Annotated in this window: 23 protein-coding genes; 7 read left to right on the forward strand and 16 right to left on the reverse strand. The window is 61.3% G+C overall.

The genetic code is table 11. The annotated features are described in order from the left end of the window. Nucleotides 1-93: 93 nt before the first annotated feature. Nucleotides 94-717 carry a glutathione S-transferase family protein gene (locus GFU70_RS20140; RefSeq protein ID WP_058542365.1) on the reverse strand — a complete coding sequence of 208 codons (624 nt, stop codon included), beginning with the start codon at nt 715-717 and terminating at the stop codon, nt 94-96. A gap of 44 nt (nt 718-761) precedes the next feature. Continuing rightward, entirely contained in the window at nt 762-1,421 is a 660-nt protein-coding gene (locus GFU70_RS20145; RefSeq protein WP_116641550.1) for a transglutaminase-like domain-containing protein, read from the reverse strand. A gap of 416 nt (nt 1,422-1,837) precedes the next feature. On the opposite strand from GFU70_RS20145, the gene GFU70_RS20150 reads away from it, so the two are divergent. Then, nucleotides 1,838-4,285: an acyl-CoA dehydrogenase gene (locus tag GFU70_RS20150; protein WP_064106985.1), complete on the forward strand. Its 2,448-nt coding sequence runs from the start codon at nt 1,838-1,840 to the stop codon at nt 4,283-4,285. Nucleotides 4,286-4,386: 101 nt separating this feature from the next. Then, the gene (locus tag GFU70_RS20155; protein WP_003204309.1) at nt 4,387-4,794 is read left to right on the forward strand and encodes a PA2817 family protein; all 408 of its coding nucleotides are present in this window, start codon (nt 4,387-4,389) and stop codon (nt 4,792-4,794) included. Between the two features lie 173 nt (nt 4,795-4,967). Here the strand turns inward: GFU70_RS20155 and GFU70_RS20160 are convergent, their stop codons facing one another. Further along, nucleotides 4,968-5,966: a LysR family transcriptional regulator gene (locus tag GFU70_RS20160; protein WP_153388712.1), complete on the reverse strand. Its 999-nt coding sequence runs from the start codon at nt 5,964-5,966 to the stop codon at nt 4,968-4,970. Between the two features lie 90 nt (nt 5,967-6,056). Here GFU70_RS20160 and GFU70_RS20165 point away from each other — a divergent pair, with 90 nt between their 5' ends. The 4 genes from GFU70_RS20165 (at nt 6,057) to GFU70_RS20180 (ending at nt 9,445) form a co-directional block, all read left to right on the forward strand. Beyond that, entirely contained in the window at nt 6,057-6,683 is a 627-nt protein-coding gene (locus GFU70_RS20165) for an alanyl-tRNA editing protein (protein WP_153388713.1), read from the forward strand. Nucleotides 6,684-7,159: 476 nt separating this feature from the next. Further along, nucleotides 7,160-8,383: a type II and III secretion system protein family protein gene (locus tag GFU70_RS20170; RefSeq protein ID WP_064106984.1), complete on the forward strand. Its 1,224-nt coding sequence runs from the start codon at nt 7,160-7,162 to the stop codon at nt 8,381-8,383. Nucleotides 8,384-8,439: 56 nt separating this feature from the next. Beyond that, nucleotides 8,440-9,153 (forward strand): tetratricopeptide repeat protein, encoded by a 714-nt coding sequence (locus tag GFU70_RS20175; protein ID WP_058546602.1) that lies wholly within the window; start codon nt 8,440-8,442, stop codon nt 9,151-9,153. 22 nt (nt 9,154-9,175) lie between these two features. Further along, complete coding sequence (locus GFU70_RS20180) at nt 9,176-9,445, forward strand: DUF3613 domain-containing protein (RefSeq protein WP_058546601.1); 270 nt, start codon at nt 9,176-9,178, stop codon at nt 9,443-9,445. A gap of 826 nt (nt 9,446-10,271) precedes the next feature. Here the strand turns inward: GFU70_RS20180 and GFU70_RS20185 are convergent. The 12 genes from GFU70_RS20185 to GFU70_RS20240 form a co-directional block, all read right to left on the reverse strand. Then, on the reverse strand, nt 10,272-11,237 hold the full coding sequence (locus GFU70_RS20185) for a type II secretion system F family protein (protein WP_058542917.1): 966 nt from the start codon (nt 11,235-11,237) through the stop codon (nt 10,272-10,274). A gap of 27 nt (nt 11,238-11,264) precedes the next feature. Continuing rightward, nucleotides 11,265-12,251: a type II secretion system F family protein gene (locus GFU70_RS20190; RefSeq protein WP_153388714.1), complete on the reverse strand. Its 987-nt coding sequence runs from the start codon at nt 12,249-12,251 to the stop codon at nt 11,265-11,267. Continuing rightward, the gene (locus tag GFU70_RS20195) at nt 12,248-13,690 is read right to left on the reverse strand and encodes a CpaF family protein (RefSeq protein WP_153388715.1); all 1,443 of its coding nucleotides are present in this window, start codon (nt 13,688-13,690) and stop codon (nt 12,248-12,250) included. The genes GFU70_RS20190 and GFU70_RS20195 overlap by 4 nt, the downstream gene beginning before the upstream one ends. A 3-nt stretch (nt 13,691-13,693) precedes the next feature. Beyond that, nucleotides 13,694-14,914, reverse strand: a complete 1,221-nt coding sequence (locus tag GFU70_RS20200) for an AAA family ATPase (RefSeq protein WP_058542920.1) — start codon at nt 14,912-14,914, stop codon at nt 13,694-13,696. Beyond that, complete coding sequence (locus GFU70_RS20205; RefSeq protein WP_058542921.1) at nt 14,908-15,402, reverse strand: TadE/TadG family type IV pilus assembly protein; 495 nt, start codon at nt 15,400-15,402, stop codon at nt 14,908-14,910. The genes GFU70_RS20200 and GFU70_RS20205 overlap by 7 nt, the downstream gene beginning before the upstream one ends. Beyond that, complete coding sequence (locus GFU70_RS20210; RefSeq protein WP_058542922.1) at nt 15,402-15,881, reverse strand: TadE/TadG family type IV pilus assembly protein; 480 nt, start codon at nt 15,879-15,881, stop codon at nt 15,402-15,404. Before GFU70_RS20210 ends, GFU70_RS20205 begins: the two co-directional genes overlap by 1 nt. An 8-nt stretch (nt 15,882-15,889) precedes the next feature. Beyond that, a complete protein-coding gene (locus GFU70_RS20215; protein WP_058542923.1) occupies nt 15,890-17,206 on the reverse strand; it encodes a TadE/TadG family type IV pilus assembly protein in 1,317 nt (438 codons plus the stop codon). A gap of 70 nt (nt 17,207-17,276) precedes the next feature. Then, entirely contained in the window at nt 17,277-18,089 is an 813-nt protein-coding gene (gene cpaB / locus GFU70_RS20220; RefSeq protein ID WP_058542924.1) for a Flp pilus assembly protein CpaB, read from the reverse strand. Nucleotides 18,090-18,104: 15 nt separating this feature from the next. Then, nucleotides 18,105-19,433 carry a hypothetical protein gene (locus GFU70_RS20225; RefSeq protein WP_058542925.1) on the reverse strand — a complete coding sequence of 443 codons (1,329 nt, stop codon included), beginning with the start codon at nt 19,431-19,433 and terminating at the stop codon, nt 18,105-18,107. A 2-nt stretch (nt 19,434-19,435) separates the two neighbouring features. Further along, entirely contained in the window at nt 19,436-19,966 is a 531-nt protein-coding gene (locus GFU70_RS20230; protein ID WP_153388716.1) for a prepilin peptidase, read from the reverse strand. 26 nt (nt 19,967-19,992) lie between these two features. Further along, nucleotides 19,993-20,187: a Flp family type IVb pilin gene (locus tag GFU70_RS20235; protein WP_064106983.1), complete on the reverse strand. Its 195-nt coding sequence runs from the start codon at nt 20,185-20,187 to the stop codon at nt 19,993-19,995. Between the two features lie 159 nt (nt 20,188-20,346). Next, nucleotides 20,347-20,541 (reverse strand): Flp family type IVb pilin, encoded by a 195-nt coding sequence (locus GFU70_RS20240; RefSeq protein ID WP_008070254.1) that lies wholly within the window; start codon nt 20,539-20,541, stop codon nt 20,347-20,349. A 312-nt stretch (nt 20,542-20,853) separates the two neighbouring features. On the opposite strand from GFU70_RS20240, the gene GFU70_RS20245 reads away from it, so the two are divergent. Beyond that, nucleotides 20,854-21,723, forward strand: a complete 870-nt coding sequence (locus tag GFU70_RS20245; RefSeq protein WP_058542491.1) for a DNA-binding response regulator — start codon at nt 20,854-20,856, stop codon at nt 21,721-21,723. Nucleotides 21,724-21,770: 47 nt separating this feature from the next. Here GFU70_RS20245 and GFU70_RS20250 read toward each other — a convergent pair whose 3' ends face one another. Beyond that, entirely contained in the window at nt 21,771-22,202 is a 432-nt protein-coding gene (locus tag GFU70_RS20250; RefSeq protein WP_058542490.1) for an Lrp/AsnC family transcriptional regulator, read from the reverse strand. Nucleotides 22,203-22,231 lie beyond the last annotated feature (29 nt).

A 22,231-nucleotide genomic window follows, 5' to 3' on the forward strand; every position in this document is an offset into this window, starting at 1 on the left:
AGGGCGGGCGGCGAGCAATGCAACCACGGCGCACGAAGGCAATGGTGCTTGGCGTCGCCGCACAAGTACAGTCAAGTGTGTCGATAGTAAGTATTAAGTCAACGCGGTCATGACAGCCTTGCGGTAGGCCGCACGCTGCTGCAACCGCGCGTACCAGGCCTGCACGCCAGGTAGCTCCGCGCGCTGGATGGGCATCTCGAACCAGGCATAAATGAAACTGCCCAGGGGAATGTCACCCATGCCGATTTCATCACCCGACAGATAGGGCTGCTCACTCAAGGTCTGCTCGACCATCGCCAGCAAGTCGTCGCACTCTTTGATCGCCGCGTTGATAGCCGCCCAGTCCTGTTGCTCGGCCGGGGTGCGCAAGACGCCCCAGAACACGGTGCGAAACGGTGCGGCAAAACTGGAGGTGGTCCAGTCCATCCATTTTTCAGCCTGGGCCCGTGCCTGTACGTCAGCGGGATACCAAGCCGAACCCGACGCATGGCGAGCAGCCAGGTAACGCACGATGGTGTTGGATTCCCAGAGAACAAAGCCGTCGTCTTCGATCATCGGCACCCGACCATTGGGGTTTTTCCCACGGTACTCGGGCGTGTCCACCACTCCGAATGCCCCGCCCGCATCAATGGCCTCGTAGGCCAGCCCCAGCTCTTCTGCGCACCACAACGCCTTGCGCACATTCGATGAATTTTTCCGGCCCCATATCTTCAGCATCTCGGCGTCCTCGATGGATAAATGCCGCCGCAGCATACGCCGGATCAGGCACGACTCAAATCACCCTGCAAGTCGCCGAGCAAGAGCGGCACCTGCTCGCCGAACAGGTGCGGGTAGCATTTCTCCAGGTGTTCGAAGAAGAACGCTTCGGGCACATCGGCGAACGGGCCGTGGTCGGTGACGTACTCCATCAGCTTCGCCCCTTGCCGATTGAACGGGTGGAAAACGCTGTCGTGGCGACCGTCGAATTCCAGCGGGGCCACGTCGAACAACTCGCACAGCCCCTGGTTGAATGCCGGCGTGGCCTTGACCCAACGGTCGTTCAGGTACAGCTCGGTATAACCGTGCATGGCGAACACGTCGCTCCTGAGCAACTCCAGCAAGCGCGGCGTGGACAAGTGATTGCGGACATCCGCCAGGCCGATGCGCGCCGGGATGCCGCAATGCCGGGCGCAGCCGGCCAGCAAGGTAGCCTTGGGCACGCAATAGCTTTGGCCTGCAGCCAGCGCGTAACTGCCGCGCAGGGTCGCCGGGTCGCGACTGAAGGTGTAGGGGTTGTAGCGCACCGCTTCGCGCACCGCGTAATACAGGCTGACCGCTTGCGCCAGCGGGTCGCGGTCGGTACCGCGGTGGGTTTCGGTGAAGTCGATGACCGCGGGATGATCGCTGTCGATGAAGGGGCCGGGGTTCAGGTATTGCTGCATAAAGGAAAGACCTCTCGGGATACATCACCACCCGTATGAGCTGTGTAGGAGCTGTGTAGGAGCTGTCGAGTGAAACGAGGCTGCGATCTTTCCCCAGACAATTGCATCCAGAGCGAAAGACCGACAGATCGAAATCAAGATCAAAAGATCGCAGCCTCGTTGCACTCGACAGCTCCTACGGGAGGGCTTGCCTTGAGTTTATCCACAGCCCCAGCCCAGCGATAACGGCATTCCGGCCAAACAATGGCGTTTTCTCACCTTGTTAACGAACGATTTCCCGCGCTTGTTGCCAACCAGACTGGCGCAATGCATCCAAGGTTTCCCACGAAATCAATCACATCACGCCGAGCGCCGTTTCTGCAGATGCCGTCTAAGCTCTGAGGGTCGGTTTTGCCTTGGTTCACGGAGGATTACATATGCTGTTGTTGTGGATACTGGTTCTGGTCGTCGGTAAAGCCTGGCTGGCGCATCGGCGCACCGCTCCGTTGACCGCGCTGGGCATCATCGCGGCCTACCTGCTGGCCATGAGCCTGTTCAGCCCGGCTCCCGGCTGGCTGATGCTGATCTTCTGGGTAGCGCTCGCCGCCGTCGCGGCCCCGCTGCTGCTACCGGACCTGCGCCGCAAGTATTTCAGCGCGCCGATGTTCGACTGGTTCCAGAAAACCCTGCCACCCATGTCCGAGACCGAGCGCGACGCCATCGATGCCGGCACGGTGTGGTGGGACGGCGAACTGTTCAGCGGCCGCCCGGACTGGGATTTGCTGCTGGCCTACCCCAAGGTGCAACTGACCGAGGAGGAGCAGGCGTTCCTCGACGGCCCCACCGAAGCCCTCTGCGCGATGGTCAGCGACTGGCAGATCGGCCAGGCCATGGACCTGCCGCCCGAAGCCTGGGCTCATATCAAGGAGCACGGGTTCTTCGCGCTGATCATTCCCAAGGAATACGGCGGCAAAGGCTTTTCTGCCTATGCCCATTCCCAGGTGGCGATGAAACTGGCCACGCGCAGCGGCGACCTGGCCTCCACCGTGATGGTTCCCAACTCCCTCGGCCCGGCCGAGCTGTTGCTGCACTACGGCACCGACGAACAACGCAACCATTACCTGCCGCGACTGGCCCGCGGCGACGACATTCCCTGCTTCGCCCTGACCGGGCCGCTGGCCGGCTCCGACGCCGGGGCGATGCCCGATACCGGCATCATCTGCAAGGGTGAATGGGAAGGCCAGGAAACCCTGGGCCTGCGCCTGAACTGGGAAAAGCGCTACATCACCCTGGGACCGGTGGCCACCCTCCTGGGCCTGGCCTTCAAGGCCTATGACCCCGATCACCTGCTGGGCGATGAAGAAGACCTGGGCATCAGCCTCGCCTTGATTCCCACCGACACCCCTGGCGTGCAGATCGGCCGCCGTCACCTGCCCCTTGGCGCGGCGTTCATGAACGGGCCGAACTGGGGCAAGGACGTGTTCATCCCGCTGGACTTTCTCATCGGCGGCCAGGCCATGCTCGGCAAGGGCTGGATGATGCTGATGAACTGCCTGTCGGTCGGGCGCTCGATTTCCCTGCCGGCGGTGGGCACCGGTGCTGCTAAGTTCACCAGCCTGGTGACGGGCCAGTACGCCCAGGTGCGCGAGCAATTCAACGTACCGTTGTCGGCGTTCGAAGGTATCCAGGAAGCCATGGCGCGCATCGGTGGCAACGCCTGGATGATGGACGCGGCACGCATGCTGACCGCCAACGCCGTGGACCTGGGAGAGAAACCCTCGGTGCTGTCGGCGATCCTCAAGTACCACCTGACCGAACGCGGTCGCGAGTGCATCAGCCACGCCATGGACGTGCATGGCGGCAAGGGCATCATCATGGGCCCGAACAACTACCTGGGCCGTAGCTGGCAAGGTGCGCCGATCTTCATCACGGTCGAAGGCGCGAACATCCTGTCGCGCAACCTGATGATCTTTGGCCAGGGCGCCATTCGCTGTCACCCGTTCGTGCTCAAGGAAATGGCCCTGGCAAGCCGTGAAGACAAAGACCAGGCACTGGTCGAGTTCGACGCCTTGTTGCTCAAGCACATTGGTTTTGCCATAAGTAACGCCGCCAGTACCCTGGTGCTCAACCTCGGCCTGGGGCATTTCGAGAAGGCGCCCGGCAATGCCTTGAGCCAAGGTTATTTCCGCGCGCTCAACCGGCAGGCCGCGGCATTCGCCCTGCTGGCGGACTTGAGCATGATGCTGCTCGGGGGCGAACTCAAACGCCGGGAACGCTTGTCGGCCCGCTTGGGAGACGTATTGAGCAATCTGTACCTGGCGTCCGCGGCGCTCAAGCGCTATCACGACCTGGACTCGCCGGACCACATGACACCGCTGTTCACCTGGGCCATGGAGGAAAGCCTGGGCCAGTCGGAGCGCGCGCTGGATGAACTGCTGAGCAACTTTCCGAACCGGGTACTGGGTTGCCTGTTGCGCCTGGTGGTGTTCCCCTTCGGTCGTCGTCACAAGGGCCCGAGCGACAAGCTCGACGCCGAGGTGGCGGCGGTCATCGGCCGGCCCAAGGGTGACCCGACCCTCGAAGAGTTGCTGCAGGGCTGCTATCGCCCGCAATCGACCGACGATCCAGTGGGCGCCCTGCAACACGCCGCCGACCTGCTGGCCGCCGCCCATCCGCTGCACAAGAAGCTGCACGTCGCGCTCAAGCAGGGTCAACTCAACCCAGCGCCGGGCGAACCCCTCATCGACGCCGCCCTGGAAGCGGGCGTGCTGCAAACCGCTGAAGCGCAGACGTTGCGCGCGGCCGAGGCGGCGCGGCGCAAGGTCATCGATGTGGATGACTTCGATAAGGACGAGTTGACGCTGGCGCAAGGCAAGGTCCGTTGATACTGACGACCAGCTACGCTCGTCACCTATAGCTCTACCTATAAAAGCGGGCGCAAGGGCTTTATACTCCTGCGCCCGTTTTGCTCTTGAGGACTTATCTCGTGTCCAATGTCGTTGCCGATCACCTTGTCTTGCTTGACCACTTGCGCAGCATCCTGGTCGCCGTGGGTGAGGCCGAACAGGTGCCCGAAGAAAGCCACGCCCTGTTTCTGGAGCGCTTCGACGAGTTGCGCGCGCAACTGCCCGTCGACCCGATCGAAAGCCAGTACCTGGGCCAGGACCTGCTGTGCCAAGTGATCGTCCGTTATCCACAGATCGCCCACCTGGTGCCTCGCGACCTGCTCTGGTACTTCGCCGGCGACTGCCTGCACTACATGCCCGACGAAGAGATCGCCCTGTACCAGGCCCTGGAGGAACGTCGTTTCGAAGCCGAGCAAAACGACGAGCCTTTCGACTGGAACCAGGAAAAGCAACTGCTGGCGATGTCGGACCAGGACAGCAAGCACTGATTGCGATCCGTCATGCAAAAGCCCGCGCGGTTAACCCGGCGGGCTTTTTTTATAGTGTTGAGCAGACGGCCGCCATCGCGAGCAAGCTCGCTCCCACACGGGGTTGTGGTTGATCATACAATTCATGTGCACGGCAGATCCTGTGGGAGCGAGCATGCTCGCGATGAGGCCGGTCAAAACAACCCATCACTCTGCGGCAACTCATAACCCGTTGCGACCTTGCCGGGGCCACTCCCGCCGCTCGCCGTGCTCAAGGTCGGCTCCTTCTCCAGGCACGCCACCAGATAATCAATGAACACTCGCAGCTTGGGCGGCAGGTAGCGGGTTGGCGAATGCAGCAACCACAAGCCACCGTGATAGGAAGCCAGGAACGTCCAGTCGGCCAATACCTGCACGATCAAGCCTTGCTCCAAGGCATGGCGGGCGGTGAAGTACGGCAGGCTGCCAATGCCGATGTGCTGCAAGACGGCCCCCAACCGCACGCCCGTGTGATTGGCCGCGTAGCGTCCATGCACGCCTACAGTGACGGATTTGGTGCCTTTCTTGAATTTCCAGCGCGAGTCGTTCGCCGTTGCCCCCAGGTAAATGCAACTGTGTTCCAACAGGTCATGAGGATGCATGGGCGTCCCGTGTTCAGCCAGGTATTGCGGCGTGGCGCAAAGCAGATGATCGATGGTCAGCAACTGACGCCCCACCAGCCCGACCGGAGGTTGGTCGGTAATCCGGATGGCCAGGTCGACATGATCGTCGATCAGGTCAACCTGCCGATCCTCCAGGAACAGTTCCACATCGACCTTCGGATAACGCCGCAAGAATTCGGGCATGTGCGGATGAATCACGAAACGCCCCACCGCCTTGGGCACGCTGACGCGGATGCGGCCTTCAGCCTCCTGGGAGAACTGCCCGCTGATCTCCATCACCGACCGAGCGGCGGCGACCATTTCCTGACAGCGCTTGAACACCTCTTCCCCGCCATCGCTCAGACGCAACTTGCGGGTGGTGCGTTGCAACAAGCGGGTCGCCAGGGCTTTCTCCAGGCGAGAAATACTTCGGCTGATGGCCGACGGTGATGTACCTGACTGGCGGGCCGCCTCGGAGAAGCTGCCGGTCTCCACGACCTTGACGAAGATGGCCATTTCGGCCAGCAACGGCAACGGTAGATTTGTGCTCATGGCGCAACAGTCCTTTGAAATTTGAACGGATTATCACCCTTTTACGCCCTGCCTATAATCCCGTCACAATTTCTGACGTGGATATGGCACATGACGCTTCGCCTCTTTTTCCATAGCGATGACCTCAAGGCCAACGTGGAAGTCCTGGATTGCAGCCCCCGGGAACATGAGTTTGCCGTGGTGCTGCACGCCACGCTGTTCCATCCCCAGGGTGGCGGTCAGCCCTGCGACACCGGCTGGATCGGTGAAAGCCAGGTCCTGCGCGTGGTCCAGGAAGGGCCACAGATCGTCCATTACGTCGACGGCCCGGTGCCCTTGGGCATGGCTGCGATCAGCGTGGATGCGCAGCGCCGACAGTTGAATTCGCGCCTGCACACGGCTGGGCACCTGATCGGTCATTTCGCCCAGGCCCGTGGCTGGAAACCGATCAAGGCCCATCACTGGCCTGGCGAAAGCCGCGTGCAATTCCAGCCAGGGGATAATCCTCAGGAACTGGACACCTCGACCATTCAGCAAGGCATCGACGAATGGATTGCCGGCGACCTGCCGCGCCTGATCACGTTACGCGAAGGCCTGCGCGAAGTCGGTTTCGGCGAGCTGGCCGCCTATGGTTGCGGCGGCACTCACGTGCAGCGCCTGCAGGAGTTGGGAACAGTCACCATCGCCTCGCTTTCGCAAAAGAAAGGAACACTGTCAGTGCGCTATCACGTGGCCTGATCCGCCAGACCCTGCGACCAGGAATGGCTCGCAGGCCTCGCCTCCCCCTGCCAGATCCACTCCTGCGAACAGCCCTTCCCAACACAAAAAGACAGATTATTGACGCCTCTTTGAGCGAGCTCTTTCCTTCCGTCACTTTTAAGTCATTTTTTTTATTCAATGCGTGGCGCTTTGCCATGCTTGAACTACCGTCAAACAGAAGCGATGACAGGGTCGGCACAACGCTCCTGAAGCGACCTGATCGACACCGTCATTGCCTTCGAAAACCCCGGAGCCCCCGGGTACCGAAACATTGTTTGCAAGCAGCCTGTCGTTCAGTCAGGCCGGTGAAATGCGCCCGTTTGCTGGTAGCGACGAGGCCTGGAACCGGAATAAATGAACGGTCAGGCGAGATGGAAAGGGGCAGCCCGGGCCTCTCAAGTGATCCGAGGCAAATAGTTAAGCCTAGGGATGGTCTCTTTATCGAGGATCACTTTATGACCCAGCGCACTGCTCCCGTACTAAAACATTTCATTCATGGCCTGTTCTGGATGGGTCTTGGCTTGGAGGCGGCTCAGGCCGCCGCGGCAAACTGTTCGCAACTGGACAATTTGCCGGCGACCTTCGAGGTCGGCCAAGGGCATCAGAGCGAACTGCGCATCCTCGCCCCCGTGACGAAGTTGGCAGTCGGCGACCCGAAAATTGCCGATGTGCAGCCCAGTGGCAGCGATGCCTTCATCCTCACAGGCCTGGCGCCCGGCGCCACCAGTCTGATGGTCTGGACCGACTGTTCGAAGATACCGCGCCAGAGCATGGTCTTTGTCAAAGGCCGGGCCACCGAGGCGCTGACCAGCGCAGCGAGCATCCCTTCCGAAGACCCGATGCTGCTCGCCCAGGTGCAGACCGACATTCGTTTCGTTGAAGTCAGCCGGACCAAACTCAAGGAAGCCTCGACGTCGATTTTTGGCAGCCGTGGCAACTTCCTGTTCGGCTCGCCGAGGACCTTGCCCACCGTCGGCGGTATTGTCCGGCCTTCATTGCCGGCCAATAACGACATGTTCAACCTGTCCTTTGCCACCGGAAAAACGCTGTTGATGATCAACGCACTGGAAGGCAGTGGTTTCGCCTATACCCTGGCGCGGCCGAGCCTGGTGGCCCTCAGCGGGCAGAGCGCGAGCTTCCTGGCCGGTGGCGAAGTGCCGATCCCCGTGCCCAGTGCCGGCAGCGACAACGTGTCCATCGAGTACAAGGAGTTCGGCATCCGCCTGACCCTGACGCCCACCGTCATCGGCAAAAATCGCATCATGCTGAAGGTGGCACCGGAAGTCAGCGAGCTGGACTTCACCAATGCCGTGAACATCGCCGGGACGCTGGTTCCGGCGCTGACGGTACGCCGTACCGATACCAGTATCGCCCTGGCTGACGGCGAAAGCTTCGTCATCAGCGGCCTGATCAGCACGCGCAACAGCTCCCAGGTGAACAAGTTTCCGGGGCTGGGCGATGTGCCGATTCTCGGCGCGTTCTTTCGCGACAACTCCATCAACCGCGAAGAGCGCGAGCTGCTGATGATCGTCACCCCCCACCTGGTCCAACCGTTGGCCGCCGACGCGCAACTGCCGACGTTGCCGGGCGAGCAACTGCGTAATTACGACCCGAATTTCTACCGCATGTACTTCCTCGAACATGGCGAGTTCGACAACCGCAGCGGGCTTTCCCAATGAGCCGGCGCCTGATGGGCAAGGCATCCGATATCCAACGGGTTGCCAAGGGGCATTCAATGAAAGCAGTGATCGCAATAGCGGCGAGCTTGATGCTTGTCGGCTGTGCCAGCAACAGCGTAGTGGCTTCACGCTCGACCCAATGCGCCAAGCCCGAATCCGACCAGGAACTGGCCCTGAACATGGCCGAAGACATGGCCAATGAAGGTCGTTTGTACGCCAGCCTGGCGAACCTCGAACGCTTGCCCGAGGACTTGGTCCAGGTCCGCCTGCGCAAGGCTCGGGTGCTGCGCCTGATGGGACGCAACGAGGCCGAACCGTTGTACAAAAGCCTGCTCGGGACATGCCTGGCCGCAGACGGTGAACATGGCCTTGGCCAGTTGGCGGCCGCCAAAAATGACAATACCGCCGCTACGCAATACCTCGAACGCGCAGCGAAGATGGCCCCGACCGAAGGCAAGATCCGCAACGACCTGGGGGTTGTCTACCTCAACCAACGACGCATTTCAGAAGCCCGCTTCGAGTTCATGACCGCCATGGAGCTCCAGCAGTCAGACACGCTGGCAGCGCTCAACATGGTGACCCTGCTGATCTACCAGGACAACTGGAAGCAGGCCGCCGAGCTCGCGAACATGGCCAAGCTGAGCCCCCAGCAAGTGGCAGATGCCCAGGCCCGTGCGGAAAAAATCAGGGGTTCGGCCACTAACGCGGTGACGTCACCCGCCAACCGCCTGACCGAGGTTGTCGATGCCTCAACCGGCGCGGTCAAGTAGAACGTTACGAGGAGTCCAAGAAATGATAACCAAACAATTGATGATCGCATGCATGGTGGGCCTTTCCAGCAGCGCCTGGGCCATTGAACCTGGCCCCTCTTCGCCAGCACAGCAAGGCACCGAGAGCTGGATGCAACTGCAGATTCGCGGCGTTGTGGCCTCCACCAACCTGCAAACCGCCTCGGCCGCCGAACGCGAGATGGCCATGCAACGCTGGCTCAACAGCTTCAACTACCCGATCCCGGAGTTCTTTGAGCAGGACTCGGGAGGCGATATCACCAGTAGTAAATGAAACACGCCGGAAACGAAAAGACCGCAGCCTTCGCCAGCGCCTACATTTGATCCGATGTAGGAACTGCCGAGGGCTGCGGTCTTTTGGCTTGAACGGTTGGCTGACCACTGGCAACAACCTGTGGTGAACACAAGGCTCATGGACACCCGGATCACCTGTGGGAGCCGAGCTTGCTCGCGATTGCGGTGGGTCTGCTTGGCATCGATGCTGAACGTGCCGCCGCCTTCGCGAGCAATCTCCCACAATGGGATCGGAGTACGACCGGGAGAGCCAGGTCGGCTGCCAGGCCGCCTCGCGAGCAAGCTTTGCTCCCACAGGTCCTGTTCCCACAGGTCCTGCTCAGGCAGATCTGATCGGCGTACGACTGGGAGAGCCAGGTCGGCTGTCAGGCCGCCTCGCGAGCAAGCTTTGCTCCCACAGATCTGATGAGGTGTACGACCGGGAGAGCCAGGCCGGCTACTAGGCCGCCTCGCGGTGGACGTTGATCTCGGCGCCCCGTTAACCACGCTGGCCGAACGCAGGCATTGTGGAGTGGGCATCCCGGCATGGATGCCGGGATAGTCGCGCTGGGCCATGGATGGCCCTTCGCGGCGGGCCCACGGAGCAATGCCGGAGTGAGGGCATGCCGAGCCTAGGCGAGGCACCGAGTGGTGGGGCATGAAGCGTTTTGCTTACTTTTGCGCTTCTCAAAAGTGAGTCGCCGTAAGGGCGAAACCATAAGTGGCCGTTACCGCGGCAAAGGATATGTACTCAATCAACAATCGCGAACAAGCTTGCTCCCACAATGGGACTGCGGTGAACACAAGCCTCATGAACACCCACCGATCTACATATTCCCAAAAGCCCTGAACACACCGATCATGGCCGGACCAATAGCGACCAGGAAGAAACTCGGCCACAGGCAGAAGATCAGCGGAAAGATCAACTTGGTACCAATCTTGGCGCCCATTTCTTCCGCGGCCTGGGTACGCCGGTCGCGAAACTCATCGGCGTAGATCCGCAGGGTATCGGCCACGCTGGTGCCGAAACGGATACTTTGCGCCAGCAGGCTGACCAGGCCCTGGATATCCTCCAGACCGGTGCGCACGGCCAATTGCTTGAGGGCCTCGGTGCTGGTGATGCCCGCCCGGATCTGCGCATTGACCAGCGCCAGTTCCTCGGCCAGTTCAACCTGGCTGACCGACATCTCTTCAGCCACCCGCTCGATCGTCGTGGGCAGGGCCAGGCCCGACTCGACGCAAACCACCATCAGGTCCAGCGCATCCGGGAACGCGGCACGCAGCCGGCCTTGCCGTGCCTGCTTGCGCTTGCCGACGTAGATCGCCGGCAGCAACCAGCCAATGCCCGCCACAAGGGTCACCGCCAACAGGCCGATGGCCACGGAAACCTTGACCATCGGCAGCAGCAACAACGCAACGCCGACCATCAACAACGGCAACATCAGGCGCACCGCCCAATACATCTGCACCGCCGAGGCAGACCGGTAACCGGCGTGGGTCAGCAAGGTCTGGGTGGCGGACGTGTGGGCCTGGTCGGTCGAGGCAAAGCGCTGGCCGACCCGCTCCAACAAGAGCTGCAGGTTACTGGGCGCCTCCTGCCCCACAGCGTTGCCCGCGTAACCGCGCTTGATCAGCGCCAGGCGCCGCTGCACCGGATCCTGCAGGCCCAGCATCAATAACAGCAGCGCGACGGCCGCCAGCACTGTACTGAGGCCAATCGCGGCGATGAACAACAGGCGTGCCAGTTCTTCGTTACCGGTAAACCGACTCAACAATCCGAGCAAAAAGTCCATGACTGATACCTCTCGGCGCGCCAGCGCCTAAACCTGGATCCGGATGATCTTTTTTATCCAGAAAATTCCGATCAACATGGCGCAGAACGCACCGATGATCAGCTTGTGTCCTATGGGGTCGTTGATCAGCACCGGCATGTAGCTGGGACTGGTGAGCACGATGGCGATCGCCAGCACGAACGGGATCGCCACCAGCACCCAGGCCGACATGCGTCCTTCGGCCGACAGCGTCCTGATCTTGCGCTGGAAGCGAAACCGCCCGCGAATCAAGCGACTCAGGCGCTCCAGCACTTCGGTCAGGTTGCCGCCGGTCTCGCGGTGGATGAGGATCGAAGTCACCAGCATCATCACCGTCATGCTCGGCATGCGCTCCAGCAGGCCGAGCATGGCCCGGCGCACGTCGTTGCCATAGTTGATGTCGGAAAACGTCATGCCGAATTCCTGGGCGACCGGCCCCTTGTGTTCCTCGGCGACCAGACGCAGGGTTTCGTTGAACGGGTGCCCGGCGCGCAAGGCCCGGCACATGGCGTCCAGTGCATCCGGCAAACCTTCCTCGAAGGCGGCGAAACGCTTGTTGCGGTCACGCAGGATTTTCAGCACCGGTAGCCAGGTCGCGACGAACGTCGCCAGCAGCGCCAGCCACCAGACCGGCGAGACCATCAGCACCAAGGCACCCGCCGCCGCCCCCAGGGCCAGACCGAGCAGCATGACCCGATAAGCGCGGTATTCATGCCCGGCCTGTTCGATCAGTTGGGTCAGGTTGGCCATGAACGGCAGCTGTTCCAGGCGGGCTTCCAAGGGAGACAGACGCGTCAGGTATTTCTGCCGCAACACGGTCTGCATGTTGGGCAAGTGGTTGGCCTTCTCCAGTACATGCAGGCGACCGCGAATGCGCTTGCGCATCCTGCCGGCTTCGCCGAACACCGGCACCACCACGCCCTGGGACAGCAGGAACACGGCGATGAACACCATGCCAAGGAAAATCAAGATGAATTCACTGGGGATATTGCTCATGACGTCCGGCCCTCCATCCACTCAGGGCGGAACAGAGTCAGCGGCAATTCGATGCCACGCTTGGCCAGCACATCTCGGAAGGCCGGGATCATGCCACTGGGCCGATACTCCCCGAGCACCTCGCCATGTTCACCGATGCCCTGGCGCACGAAGGAGAAAATTTCGGTCATGGTGATGATCTCCCCTTCCATCCCGTTGATCTCTTGCATGCTCACCACACGTCGCTTGCCGTCTTCTTGACGCTCCAGTTGGATCACCACATCGATGGCCGAGGCAATTTGTTGACGCATGGCCTTGATCGGAAACGTCGCCCCGGTCATCGACACCATGTTCTCGACTCGCCCCAGTGCATCCCGCGCAGTGTTGGCGTGAATGGTGGTCAGCGAACCGTCGTGGCCGGTGTTCATCGCCGTGAGCATGTCCATCGCCTCCGCGCCGCGCACCTCGCCAATGACAATGCGATCCGGGCGCATCCGCAGGCTGTTGCGCACCAACTCCCGCTGGCTCACCTCGCCGCGCCCCTCGATGTTCGACGGCCGGGTTTCCAGGCGTACGACGTGGGGTTGCTGCAGTTGCAGCTCGGCCGAATCCTCGATGGTGACGATGCGTTCGTTGTGAGGGATGAAACTGGAGAGCACGTTGAGCATCGTGGTCTTGCCGCTGCCGGTGCCGCCGGAGATCAGCACGTTCAGGCGCCCGCGAACGATGGCCTTGAGCAGCAAGGCGATGGCAGGGGTCATGGTGCCGACCTGGATCAGGCTGTCGGTGTTGAGCAGGTCCACGGCGAAGCGCCGGATCGACATGCTCGGACCGTCGATGGCCAGCGGTGGAATGATCGCGTTGACCCGCGAACCGTCCTTGAGCCGGGCGTCCACCAAGGGCGAGGACTCATCGATACGCCGCCCCAGGCTGGAAACGATGCGGTCGATGATGTTCAGCAAATGCTGGTCGTCGCGAAAACGCACGTCGGTGCGTTGCAACTTGCCGAAGCGCTCGACGTAGACCGAGGCAAACCCGTTGACCAGGATGTCGGACACGCTATGGTCGGCCAACAGCGGTTCCAGCGGCCCGAGGCCGAGCACTTCGTCGGTGATCTGCTTGATGATCAATTGCCGGCTGGCCGTACTCACCGGTGCCGAATGCTCCTCGAGCAGACGCTGGCAAATCTCGCGTATCTGCCGCGCGGCCTCGACTTGTTCGAGGGTATCGAGCAGCGACAGGTCCATGACCTTGAGCAGTTGCTGGTAGATCTTCTCCCGCCACTCGGCCTCCACCGGCGTGACCTGGCTGCGGGTTTCGTAGAGCACGTCGGGGATGGCCTGCTCCCAGGCCATCAATGCGTCTGTCGGGTCCGGCAGGCCGTCGCCGGGCTGGGCGTCGGCTGAAGCCCCAGGTTTGACGGGCTGTTTGCGCAAGCGGTTACGAAAGTCGCTGATCATGGGTCATCCCCCGAAAAAACGGTTGAAGGCACGTTTAAGCAGGCCCTTGTCTGTGGCCATCTGGTGACCGACCAGGTCTTCGGTCAAATCGCGCAGGGCGGCGGTGATTGCCGCCTTCGGCGCATGCAGCCCCAACGGCACGCCAGTGTTCTGACTCTGGCTGACCAGGTTGAAGTCATTGGGCAATTTCGACAGGTTCGTGCAACGCAGGGCCTCGCCGATGTCCTTGAGGTTGACGGCGGCGGATTTGTCATAGCGGTTGACCACGATCTGCAACTGGTCCCCGCGCACGCCCAGGTCTTCGCGCAGGATGCGCACCAGGGCGCTGGCGTCGCGCAGGTGGCTGACGCTCTGTTGCACCACCACGTACACCCGGTCCACCTGTTCCAGCACCGAGCCGGTGAGGTGATCGATCTGCCGCGGCAGGTCCACCACCACCCAGTCGTAACTGGCGCGGGCCAGTTGCAACAGGGCGTCGAGCTGTTCGGGCTGGGCGTCCTGGGGCAGGCACAACTCACCGGCCCGGCCACCGAGCACATGCAGGGTCGGGCTGAAGTGGCTGCAAAAGCCCCGCAGCGCGACACTGTCCATGTCGTCGACCTGCTGCAGCACTTCCAGATGGCTGTGAGACTGCGCCACGTCCAGGTAATGGGTCACGCTGCCAAATTGCAGGTCCATGTCCAACAGCAAGGTATTGCCTGCCCGGGCGCTGAGTTGCTGGGCCAGATTGCACGCCACCAGGGTTCCGCCGGAGCCGCCCTTGGCGCTGATCACCGCGACCAGCTTCCCTTCGTTGCCGTTGCCAAGGCGGACGTCCACCACCAGACGATTCAACGCCGCCACCAATTCGGTATCGGCAATGGGTTCGGGCAGCACATCCCGGGCGCCGGCCTGCATCGCCAGGCGCATGCCTTCCTGCTCGCCCAAAGGGCCACACACCAGCATCGGCGGACGCTCATGGGCCGGACGTTGCAGCAAGGCTGACAACTCTTCGCGCCACAGGTGGCTAACGCGCAGCAACAGCAGGTCGGGCATGCGGTCCAGGCCGTAGAGCGGATCGACATGCCCGTTGCTGACCAGGCGCGTGCTCACCTCAAGGCCAGGCATGCGCTGGCAGACGCATTGCAGGTCGCGCAGGGACGCGGCATCGCGGCTGCTGATCAGTATCCGCAGCCCGGCTCTGCCGGTAGTGGACGCAAGCGGAGTTTCCCTGGTGTTCAGCATGGTGTGATCTCCCCGGAATCGGAATGACGCCCAAGGCTTTCGCGTGGCAAGGTTGCCCGGAACGTGGGCAAGGTAATGGGCACGCCTAAGCCGGGAATGAACAGGTTGAAAACGAAATTCTGTACGCTCAACTGGACGTAACGGATGGCACGAAACCCAGTGACGCCAGACGTATCGGCCGGGTTTGCCACCACGGCCCCGTTGACATCCAGATAAGTCAGCGCCAGGTTCGAGGTCGCCAGGCTGCTGATCAGTTGGCTGGTGCCTGAATCCGTCGCTGCGTTGAAGATGGCCCGCCGCAACACCACCGGGTCGCTGATATTGCACACCGCGGCCAGCCGCGCACCGCGCCGCGCGGCTTCGTCCAGAGCGTTGACGGTGAAATACAACCGGCCCATTTCCAGCACGCCGAACAACAGGGTGAACACCAGCAGGCCAACGAAGGCGAACTCCACGACGTAAGTGCCGCGCATGTGTTTGTTATTCATCACAGCGCCCTCATGACGGTGGTTGCGACCAACTGGATGCCCAGTGGAATGGCGTTGCCAAAAAACCCGGGAATCGACCCATTGCAGCTGCCCGCACCAATCACCGGGCAGAAGGTGTAGGTAATAGTGACGCGCACATGATCGATGCCCACGGCGGCGACCTGCACGTTAGCCGTGGTCAACCCGGACACCACGGCGGTTCCGCTAGCGCTGGGCACGCCATACACCGCAACGTTTTTCGTCTGGGTCAGGAGCGTGCTGCTCAAAGCGACGGCGCCGAGGGTGGAGTTCCACGCCTGGCTGGCGACGAAGCGGTCGGCATCGCGACTGGCCTGCAACAGCACGTTGTACTGGTAGAGCATGCGGCCGAACTCGCCGAAGGCCAGCAGCAGCAACAGCAGCAATGGCAGCACCAGGGTGAACTCCACCAGTGCCACGCCTTGCTGGGCTTGCGCTGATTTGAAATGAGAAAGTCCCATGACGCCTCCTACGAGTCGGTGCTCGGAGTGCCGCTGCCGTTGAGATAGGTTTTGTAGAGCTGGATGATCTGTGGGCCGGAATCGGTGGACGGCGTCGGGCCGGGTACGTTGTCGCCCTCGCATTCCTGGACGAACTGGCCAAAGATGATCGACTCCGAACCACCGCCGCTTACCGGCTGCAGGACGAAATAGCAGCCGAACCCCAAGACCGGAATCGACGTAGAGCCACTCAGTTTCCCGGCGCAATCGCCAATCACGATCTTCAGCATCCGGCGCTCGAAAACCCCGTTGCTTTCACAACCGCTGGCGCCACCCGCCACACAGGCGGCGACCTGCGCCCGCCAGTCGTTGTAGTCCTGTATCGCCTCGCCACCCGCCGAGAGATCGCCGTTGCTCGAGGTGATGGCCTGGCCTTTGTATTGCGCCTGGGAGAGCGAATCGTTGTAGGTGATCGCCGGAGTGCCTGAAGCCGTGACCAGGTCCGGTGGGTAGTCCGAAGAACTGACTGGGCCGTTGTAGATACCGAAGCGCGTGTTCAAACCTTGGGAGGTTGGGCCGGCTTTATTACCTGGCGCGGTCTGGACGTTGTCGCCGACACTGCGGCAAACCGAGCCACCACCGGCCAGATCTTCCCGGACTGCACTGCCACCTGAGCCGAAATCCAGCAATTGGAAGTTGCCCGGGCCGATGGGCGAGGTGTTCCCCGCCGCCGTTTTCAGGACTTCCAGGTCACCAAATTGATACCCCCAGAAGTTGCCGGCGGCCGGGTTGTATTGAGTGGGATCGCCACAGACCATCAACGGCGCCAGGTCACAAGGAGAAGTGGGACTGGGCCCGGCGGTAGCGATCGCCGCCACGGCTTTGCCACCCAGGCCGCCGCTGCCCATCGACTGGACGAAACTCCAGAAAAAACCGTTGAGTTGATAGTTGGCAACCGACACCCGCACGTACTTGGCGTCCGTGGGGCCTGGGTAAGAGAACGGGCCATAGACACTGCTGGACAACTCCACTACCGCAAAAGCACCCGGATTGCCGGCGACGGCGGTTGCCAGCTCGGCATTGCCGGCGGCGTTGGCATTTCTGTTGAACGTGTCCAGGGCCGCCGCACGGGTGGTGCTGGCCATGTTGATGCCGCCACTGACCTGGCTCAGGGTCTTGGCGCCGCCCAGAGCCGCAGCATCCACTGCATTTTGCAGGCGCGTCTTGTTCAACAGCATGTGCCCACCATCCAGGGCCAACGCCGCCATCATGGAAATCGCCACCAGGGCAATCACCATCAGTACACTCACCGCCCCTCCCTGGCGCCGGATATTGGCATTCATCATCGAGCCCTCATTACAACGTTTGAGGATCGGCATCGCCACGGCCCGAAACGGCCTGGCATGGAGGTGTCACTCAGCGGATATTGATCACGCTGCTTTCAACCCCGCGGATCAACGTGATCGCCGCGCCTTGCGGCTTGGCACTGCGCTGCACCACAGGTTTTGGCAGTGCAGCGGCCTTCGCCATCACTGGCGCAGGGGCTGGCGGCGCAACGGCCACGGCTTTTTTCTCCAGGTTCAACGGGTTGCGCAAGGCCAATTGCAGCTTGCCTTCGGTCTGCGCAGTGACCAGCAATTCCGCTTCGCTGGCGGACATTTCCAGCGTCACGGCCCGCACCACTACCGGTTGGGTCTTGTCCGTGCCGGCGGTCTGGTCTACCGCCAGCACCCGCAAGTTTTCCAGGAGGGTCCGGGACGTCGCGGTGTTGCTGCCGGCGTTGGTGGTCTTGGTCGCCAAGACATCGACCCGGTTACCCGGCAAGAGGAAGCCACCCACGCCGACCACATCGTCCACGCGTACCGATATGGCGCGTTTGTCCGGTGCGATCAGCGAAGCCAGGGTGCTGCCGCCCAAGTGCTCGCTCAGACGCGCGCCCCGCACGATGTCGCCGCGCAGGATGTCGAAGGTGGCGATCTTGCCCACGGCCTGCTCGCTGGCATCGAAGGCGTCGTCCGGGATCGTGTCCATGGGCATGCGCACGGTAGTGACTTGCTGGGCCTCGACCATTTGCCCAAAGGGGATTTCAACCGTGGCGACCACCACGCTTCGCAAGTGGTCATCGGGGGTCGCGTTGAGTCGTGCGCTCAGCCAGGAGTCGGCCATCCATGCGGCACCAAGGCCCATTACCAGGGAAACGCCTATCAGGGGAAGCGTACGAGAGCTCATGTCGGTATCTCCAGATCAAAGGAAGTCGAGCTGAACGAAGTAGTTGTGCCAGGCCCATTCCAACTCTTGCGGCAACAGGGGCCCGGAACCGCCCAGGTAACGCTGGCGGTCGAGCGCCATGTTCAGCAGGTCACGGGGATGGCAAGGCACCAGCGGCATGCCTTCGCCTGCATACAGCCGCTGCAGGACATAACGCACCAGCAGCGGGTCATACGGGATGCCCAGGCGTTCGCACTCCTGGCGCCAGATTTGTTCGTACTCCTCGGGCTTGAGGTAACCGAACTGCACTTTGTAGCCAATGCGCCGCAGGAAGGCCTCGTCGGCCAATTCGAGGGGATTGAGGTTGGTGGAAAACACCAGCACCAGGTCGAACGGCAATTCGCAATGGCGGCCGCCGCCCAGGTTGATGAAGTCGCGCTTCTCCTCCATGGGCACGATCCAGCGATTGAGCAATTCGGCCGGCGCCATGCGCTGGCGGCCCATGTCATCGATGATGAACAAGCCGTTGCTGGCCTTGAGCTGCAACGCCGCCTGGTATTGCCGGGTGAACGGGTCGTAGCGCACATCCAACTGTTCCATGCTCAGCTCGCCGCCAGTAATGACGATCGGGCGTTTGCAGCACAGCAGCCGGCGGTCGATGCCTTCGTTGAGCATCAGGTTGTTCGATTGGCCGTTGTCATCCAGGCGCTGGTGCACCTGTGGGTCGTAGATCTCGATCACCGACTCGTTGATGACGATGGCATGGGGCACCCAGATCGCCTCGGCAAACAACCGGATCAATCGGCTGCTGACATAGGTTTTGCCTGTGCCCGCCGGACCGTAGATCATAATCGCCCGCCCGGAATTGAGGGCGACGCCCAACTGGTCGAGCATGCCTTGGCTCAGCACCAGGCCGGCCAGGGCATGGTTCATGTCCTTGGCGGTGATGCGGCCATGGTGAATGGTCTGGATCTTGATCAGCGAACGATAGGTGCTCACCGGGAACGGGGCCGCGCCGATGTAGCCGCTACGGGCCAGGGCGTCACGGGCCGAACTGCGGCCGCGCTCGGTCAGGCCGTAACGCAGTGTCTGCCCGCCCGTTTGCCCCAACTGGCCCAGCACTTCGACGCGACCGTCCTTGCGCAGGAACGCCAGGACCTCTTCGAGCACCGCGCCGGTCAGGGCCAGGCGCTCCACCAGCCGCGACATGTCCAGCACACCGGCGTCGTGCAGGTGCTTGCACACCAGCTCACCCAGGAAGCTTTCGGTCAGGCCGGTATCGCCAATGGTGCACGGCTGTGGCGCCAGGCGTTGGACTGCTTCCCGTTCGCTGGGGTAGGCATCGCTATCGTTGATGACGTGCATGACTAGACTCCCCAGCCGCCGGCAACCAGTTGCCAGTAGACGCTGTTCAAAGTGCCGATCAGGATCGCAATCGAATATGGAAAGGGTTTGCCGGCCACTTCATCCGAGGTCGGCGCCAGATAGGACTGGGCTCGCACCATCAGCCAGTAGCGCCCCAGGGTCTGGAGCAGTTGGCCCCGGGCCAGGACAATCAGGAAACCGCACACACCGCCGGCGATCAGGCTGAACAGCGCGGCCCACAGTGCGTAATGAAAAGGCAGGAAGCTGCCGACCATGGTCATCAGCTTGACGTCACCGGCGGCCATGCCACCGACCGCGTACATGGGCAGGAACAGCCCGAAACAGATCAGCATACCCAGCAGGCTGTCGCCGAGGCCGCCAATCCCGCTGGTATAAATCTGGCTGGCCAATCCCAAGGCCAGGCCCAACAGCACCAGCGTGTTGGGGATGCGGTGGCGAAGCAGATCGCTCACCACCGCCACGCCCAGCAGTCCTAGCAGTAGTACCGTCGACATCAGCAATTCCATGGACATGATGCGTCTCCCTAGGGGGGTTATCGTTAGCAGGCGACGTCGCCATTGGCGGCTTGGCACAACGCACGGATCTTGGTATCCACCACACCGCCCAGAAGGACGAATGCCGCTGCCACCAACACCGTGATCAAGCCCCCCGCCACCGCGTACTCAACAATGGTCAGGCCGTCTTCATCTTTGGCGAACTTGCTGATCGAAGTTTTTATCGTATGGAAAGTCATTTCATGAACCTCACGCTGATTAAGAAGTACTGCTAGAAACCTAGTGGGAGGGGGACAGCGCGAAGTCCATTTGATTTATTCGTTGTACTCACTGCTAAAGAGTTGCAAACGCTTATTCCTTGAAAGTTACCGTGTCCCCTTCGCTGCAAGTTGCCGCGGTCAGCAGGCAACGTTGCCGTTGACCGCCTGGCACAGTGCACGGATCTTGGTATTCACGGCGCCGCCCAGAAGAACAAACGCGGCGGCCACCAATACGGTGATCAGCCCACCGGCCACTGCATATTCCACAATGGTCAGGCCATCTTCATCCTTGGCGAACTTCAGTACCGAAGCCTTGATTGTTTGAAGAGTCATTTCGCACACCTCATCGGGGTTGTTTTCTCAAGGGGCAGTACATTGCGAACTGCCTGATGCAACCCTAGTCAGCAGGTGGTCATAGCCGTTAGGAGGATTTTGCACATCGCTAGGATTTTTTTGCGGGGATGGGAAGGAGCCGGGAGGTCGGAAAATCCACCTGTACCGCAGCGCTGGCGGGCGCTCGCGAGCGTCCTATGGCGGGGCCGGCGCTAAAAAATCGCATTTTTATAAAAAATTATTCGGCGAAGTGATGGCACAGTGACAATACTGCTAGCTAAAGGGCAGGAAGAACCTCTGGGTAGTCGTCCTATGGCGCCAAATCTGACCGAAAAACCAAAGCTGTTATGGTTCGATCTGACTCACGATCGGTCCACCAAAGAACTGCTCTCCCAGTTCCAGGACACGTGCGACTGCACGCTGGCAAAGAACGCCATGCTGCCCAGCGGGGAACAGGTCGACATGATCTGCATTCACTTCGATCGCCCGGACACCCCGGGCCTGCGGCGCCTGTTGGAGATCAAGCGGACCGTTCCTGCTACCCCTATCACCATGTTCACCGTGCAGCACTCCGAAGAGCTGGCGGTGTGGGCCATGCGCTCCAGCGTCTGGGAATACATGGTAGTCCCCCTGACTGCCGCCGAGCGAAAGCGCTACCTGACAGCCGTGGTGCAACTGTGCGAGTTGCGCCGCACGAGCAATGGCCGGGCAAAGGCCTCGCAGATCGACCACTCCCCAACCCTGCCGGACAGCATCCGCCTGACCTCCGGGCACCAGAAGCACCAGGCTCTGAGCCACATCATGCTGTACATCGACCAGCATTTTCGCGACAGCATCGATCAGCGCGACCTGGCCAAGCGCTGCGGCATGACCACATTTCGCTTCAGCCGGGTGTTCAAGGAAGCCAACGGGCTCGGCTTCACCGACTACGTGCTGAACAAACGCATGAGCTTTGCCAAGGAACTGCTCGACAACAGCCAGATGCCCATCACCAGCATCGGCTACGAGGCAGGCTTCAAGGACCCGTCCTACTTCGCCCGCGCCTTCAAGCAATACGCCAGTTGCACCCCCAGTGAATACCGCCTTGCGTACCAGATGCGCAACTCGAACCCCGCACCGGCACCTGCGGACGAAGCGGCTCTGGAAGCGATTGAAAACCTGGTACACAGCCTTGAGAGCTGAGCCGGGTTCGTTCAGCAAAGCCGGTAGTCAGTGCGCGGCGCCCAGACTCACGGGGCGAGCTTTCTTCTCTCGATAGGTGTGGACAGGACAATGCTGGTACGCGTCTCACCGTACGCATTGATTTTCGCAATAATGTCCTCGATCTCAGCCATGGACCTGGCGTAGATCCGGATCAGATAGGAGTCGTTCCCCGTGATGTGCAGGCACTCAACGACTTCGGGTATGTCGGTGAGCGTCGCTATTAATTTGGATTTCGCCGGCTTGAGGGTGGTGATGCCGACAACAGCGGATATGCCGTACCCCAGCTTGGTTGGATCTAACTGAGCGCAATAGCCCTTGATGACCCCTGAGTCTTCAAGTTTGCGCAACCTGTCATGGGTGGCAGGAATGGAAAGACCGGCGTGCTTGGAAAGCTCTGTGATGGAAATGCGTCCACAGTCCTGTACCTTGCCCAGGATTTTGACGTCTATACGATCCATGTGCGTTTCCCCTTATGTGACTCTTTCGA

The organism is Pseudomonas brassicacearum (assembly GCF_009601685.2).
In the GTDB taxonomy this organism is placed as follows: Bacteria; Pseudomonadota; Gammaproteobacteria; order Pseudomonadales; family Pseudomonadaceae; genus Aquipseudomonas; species Aquipseudomonas kilonensis_B.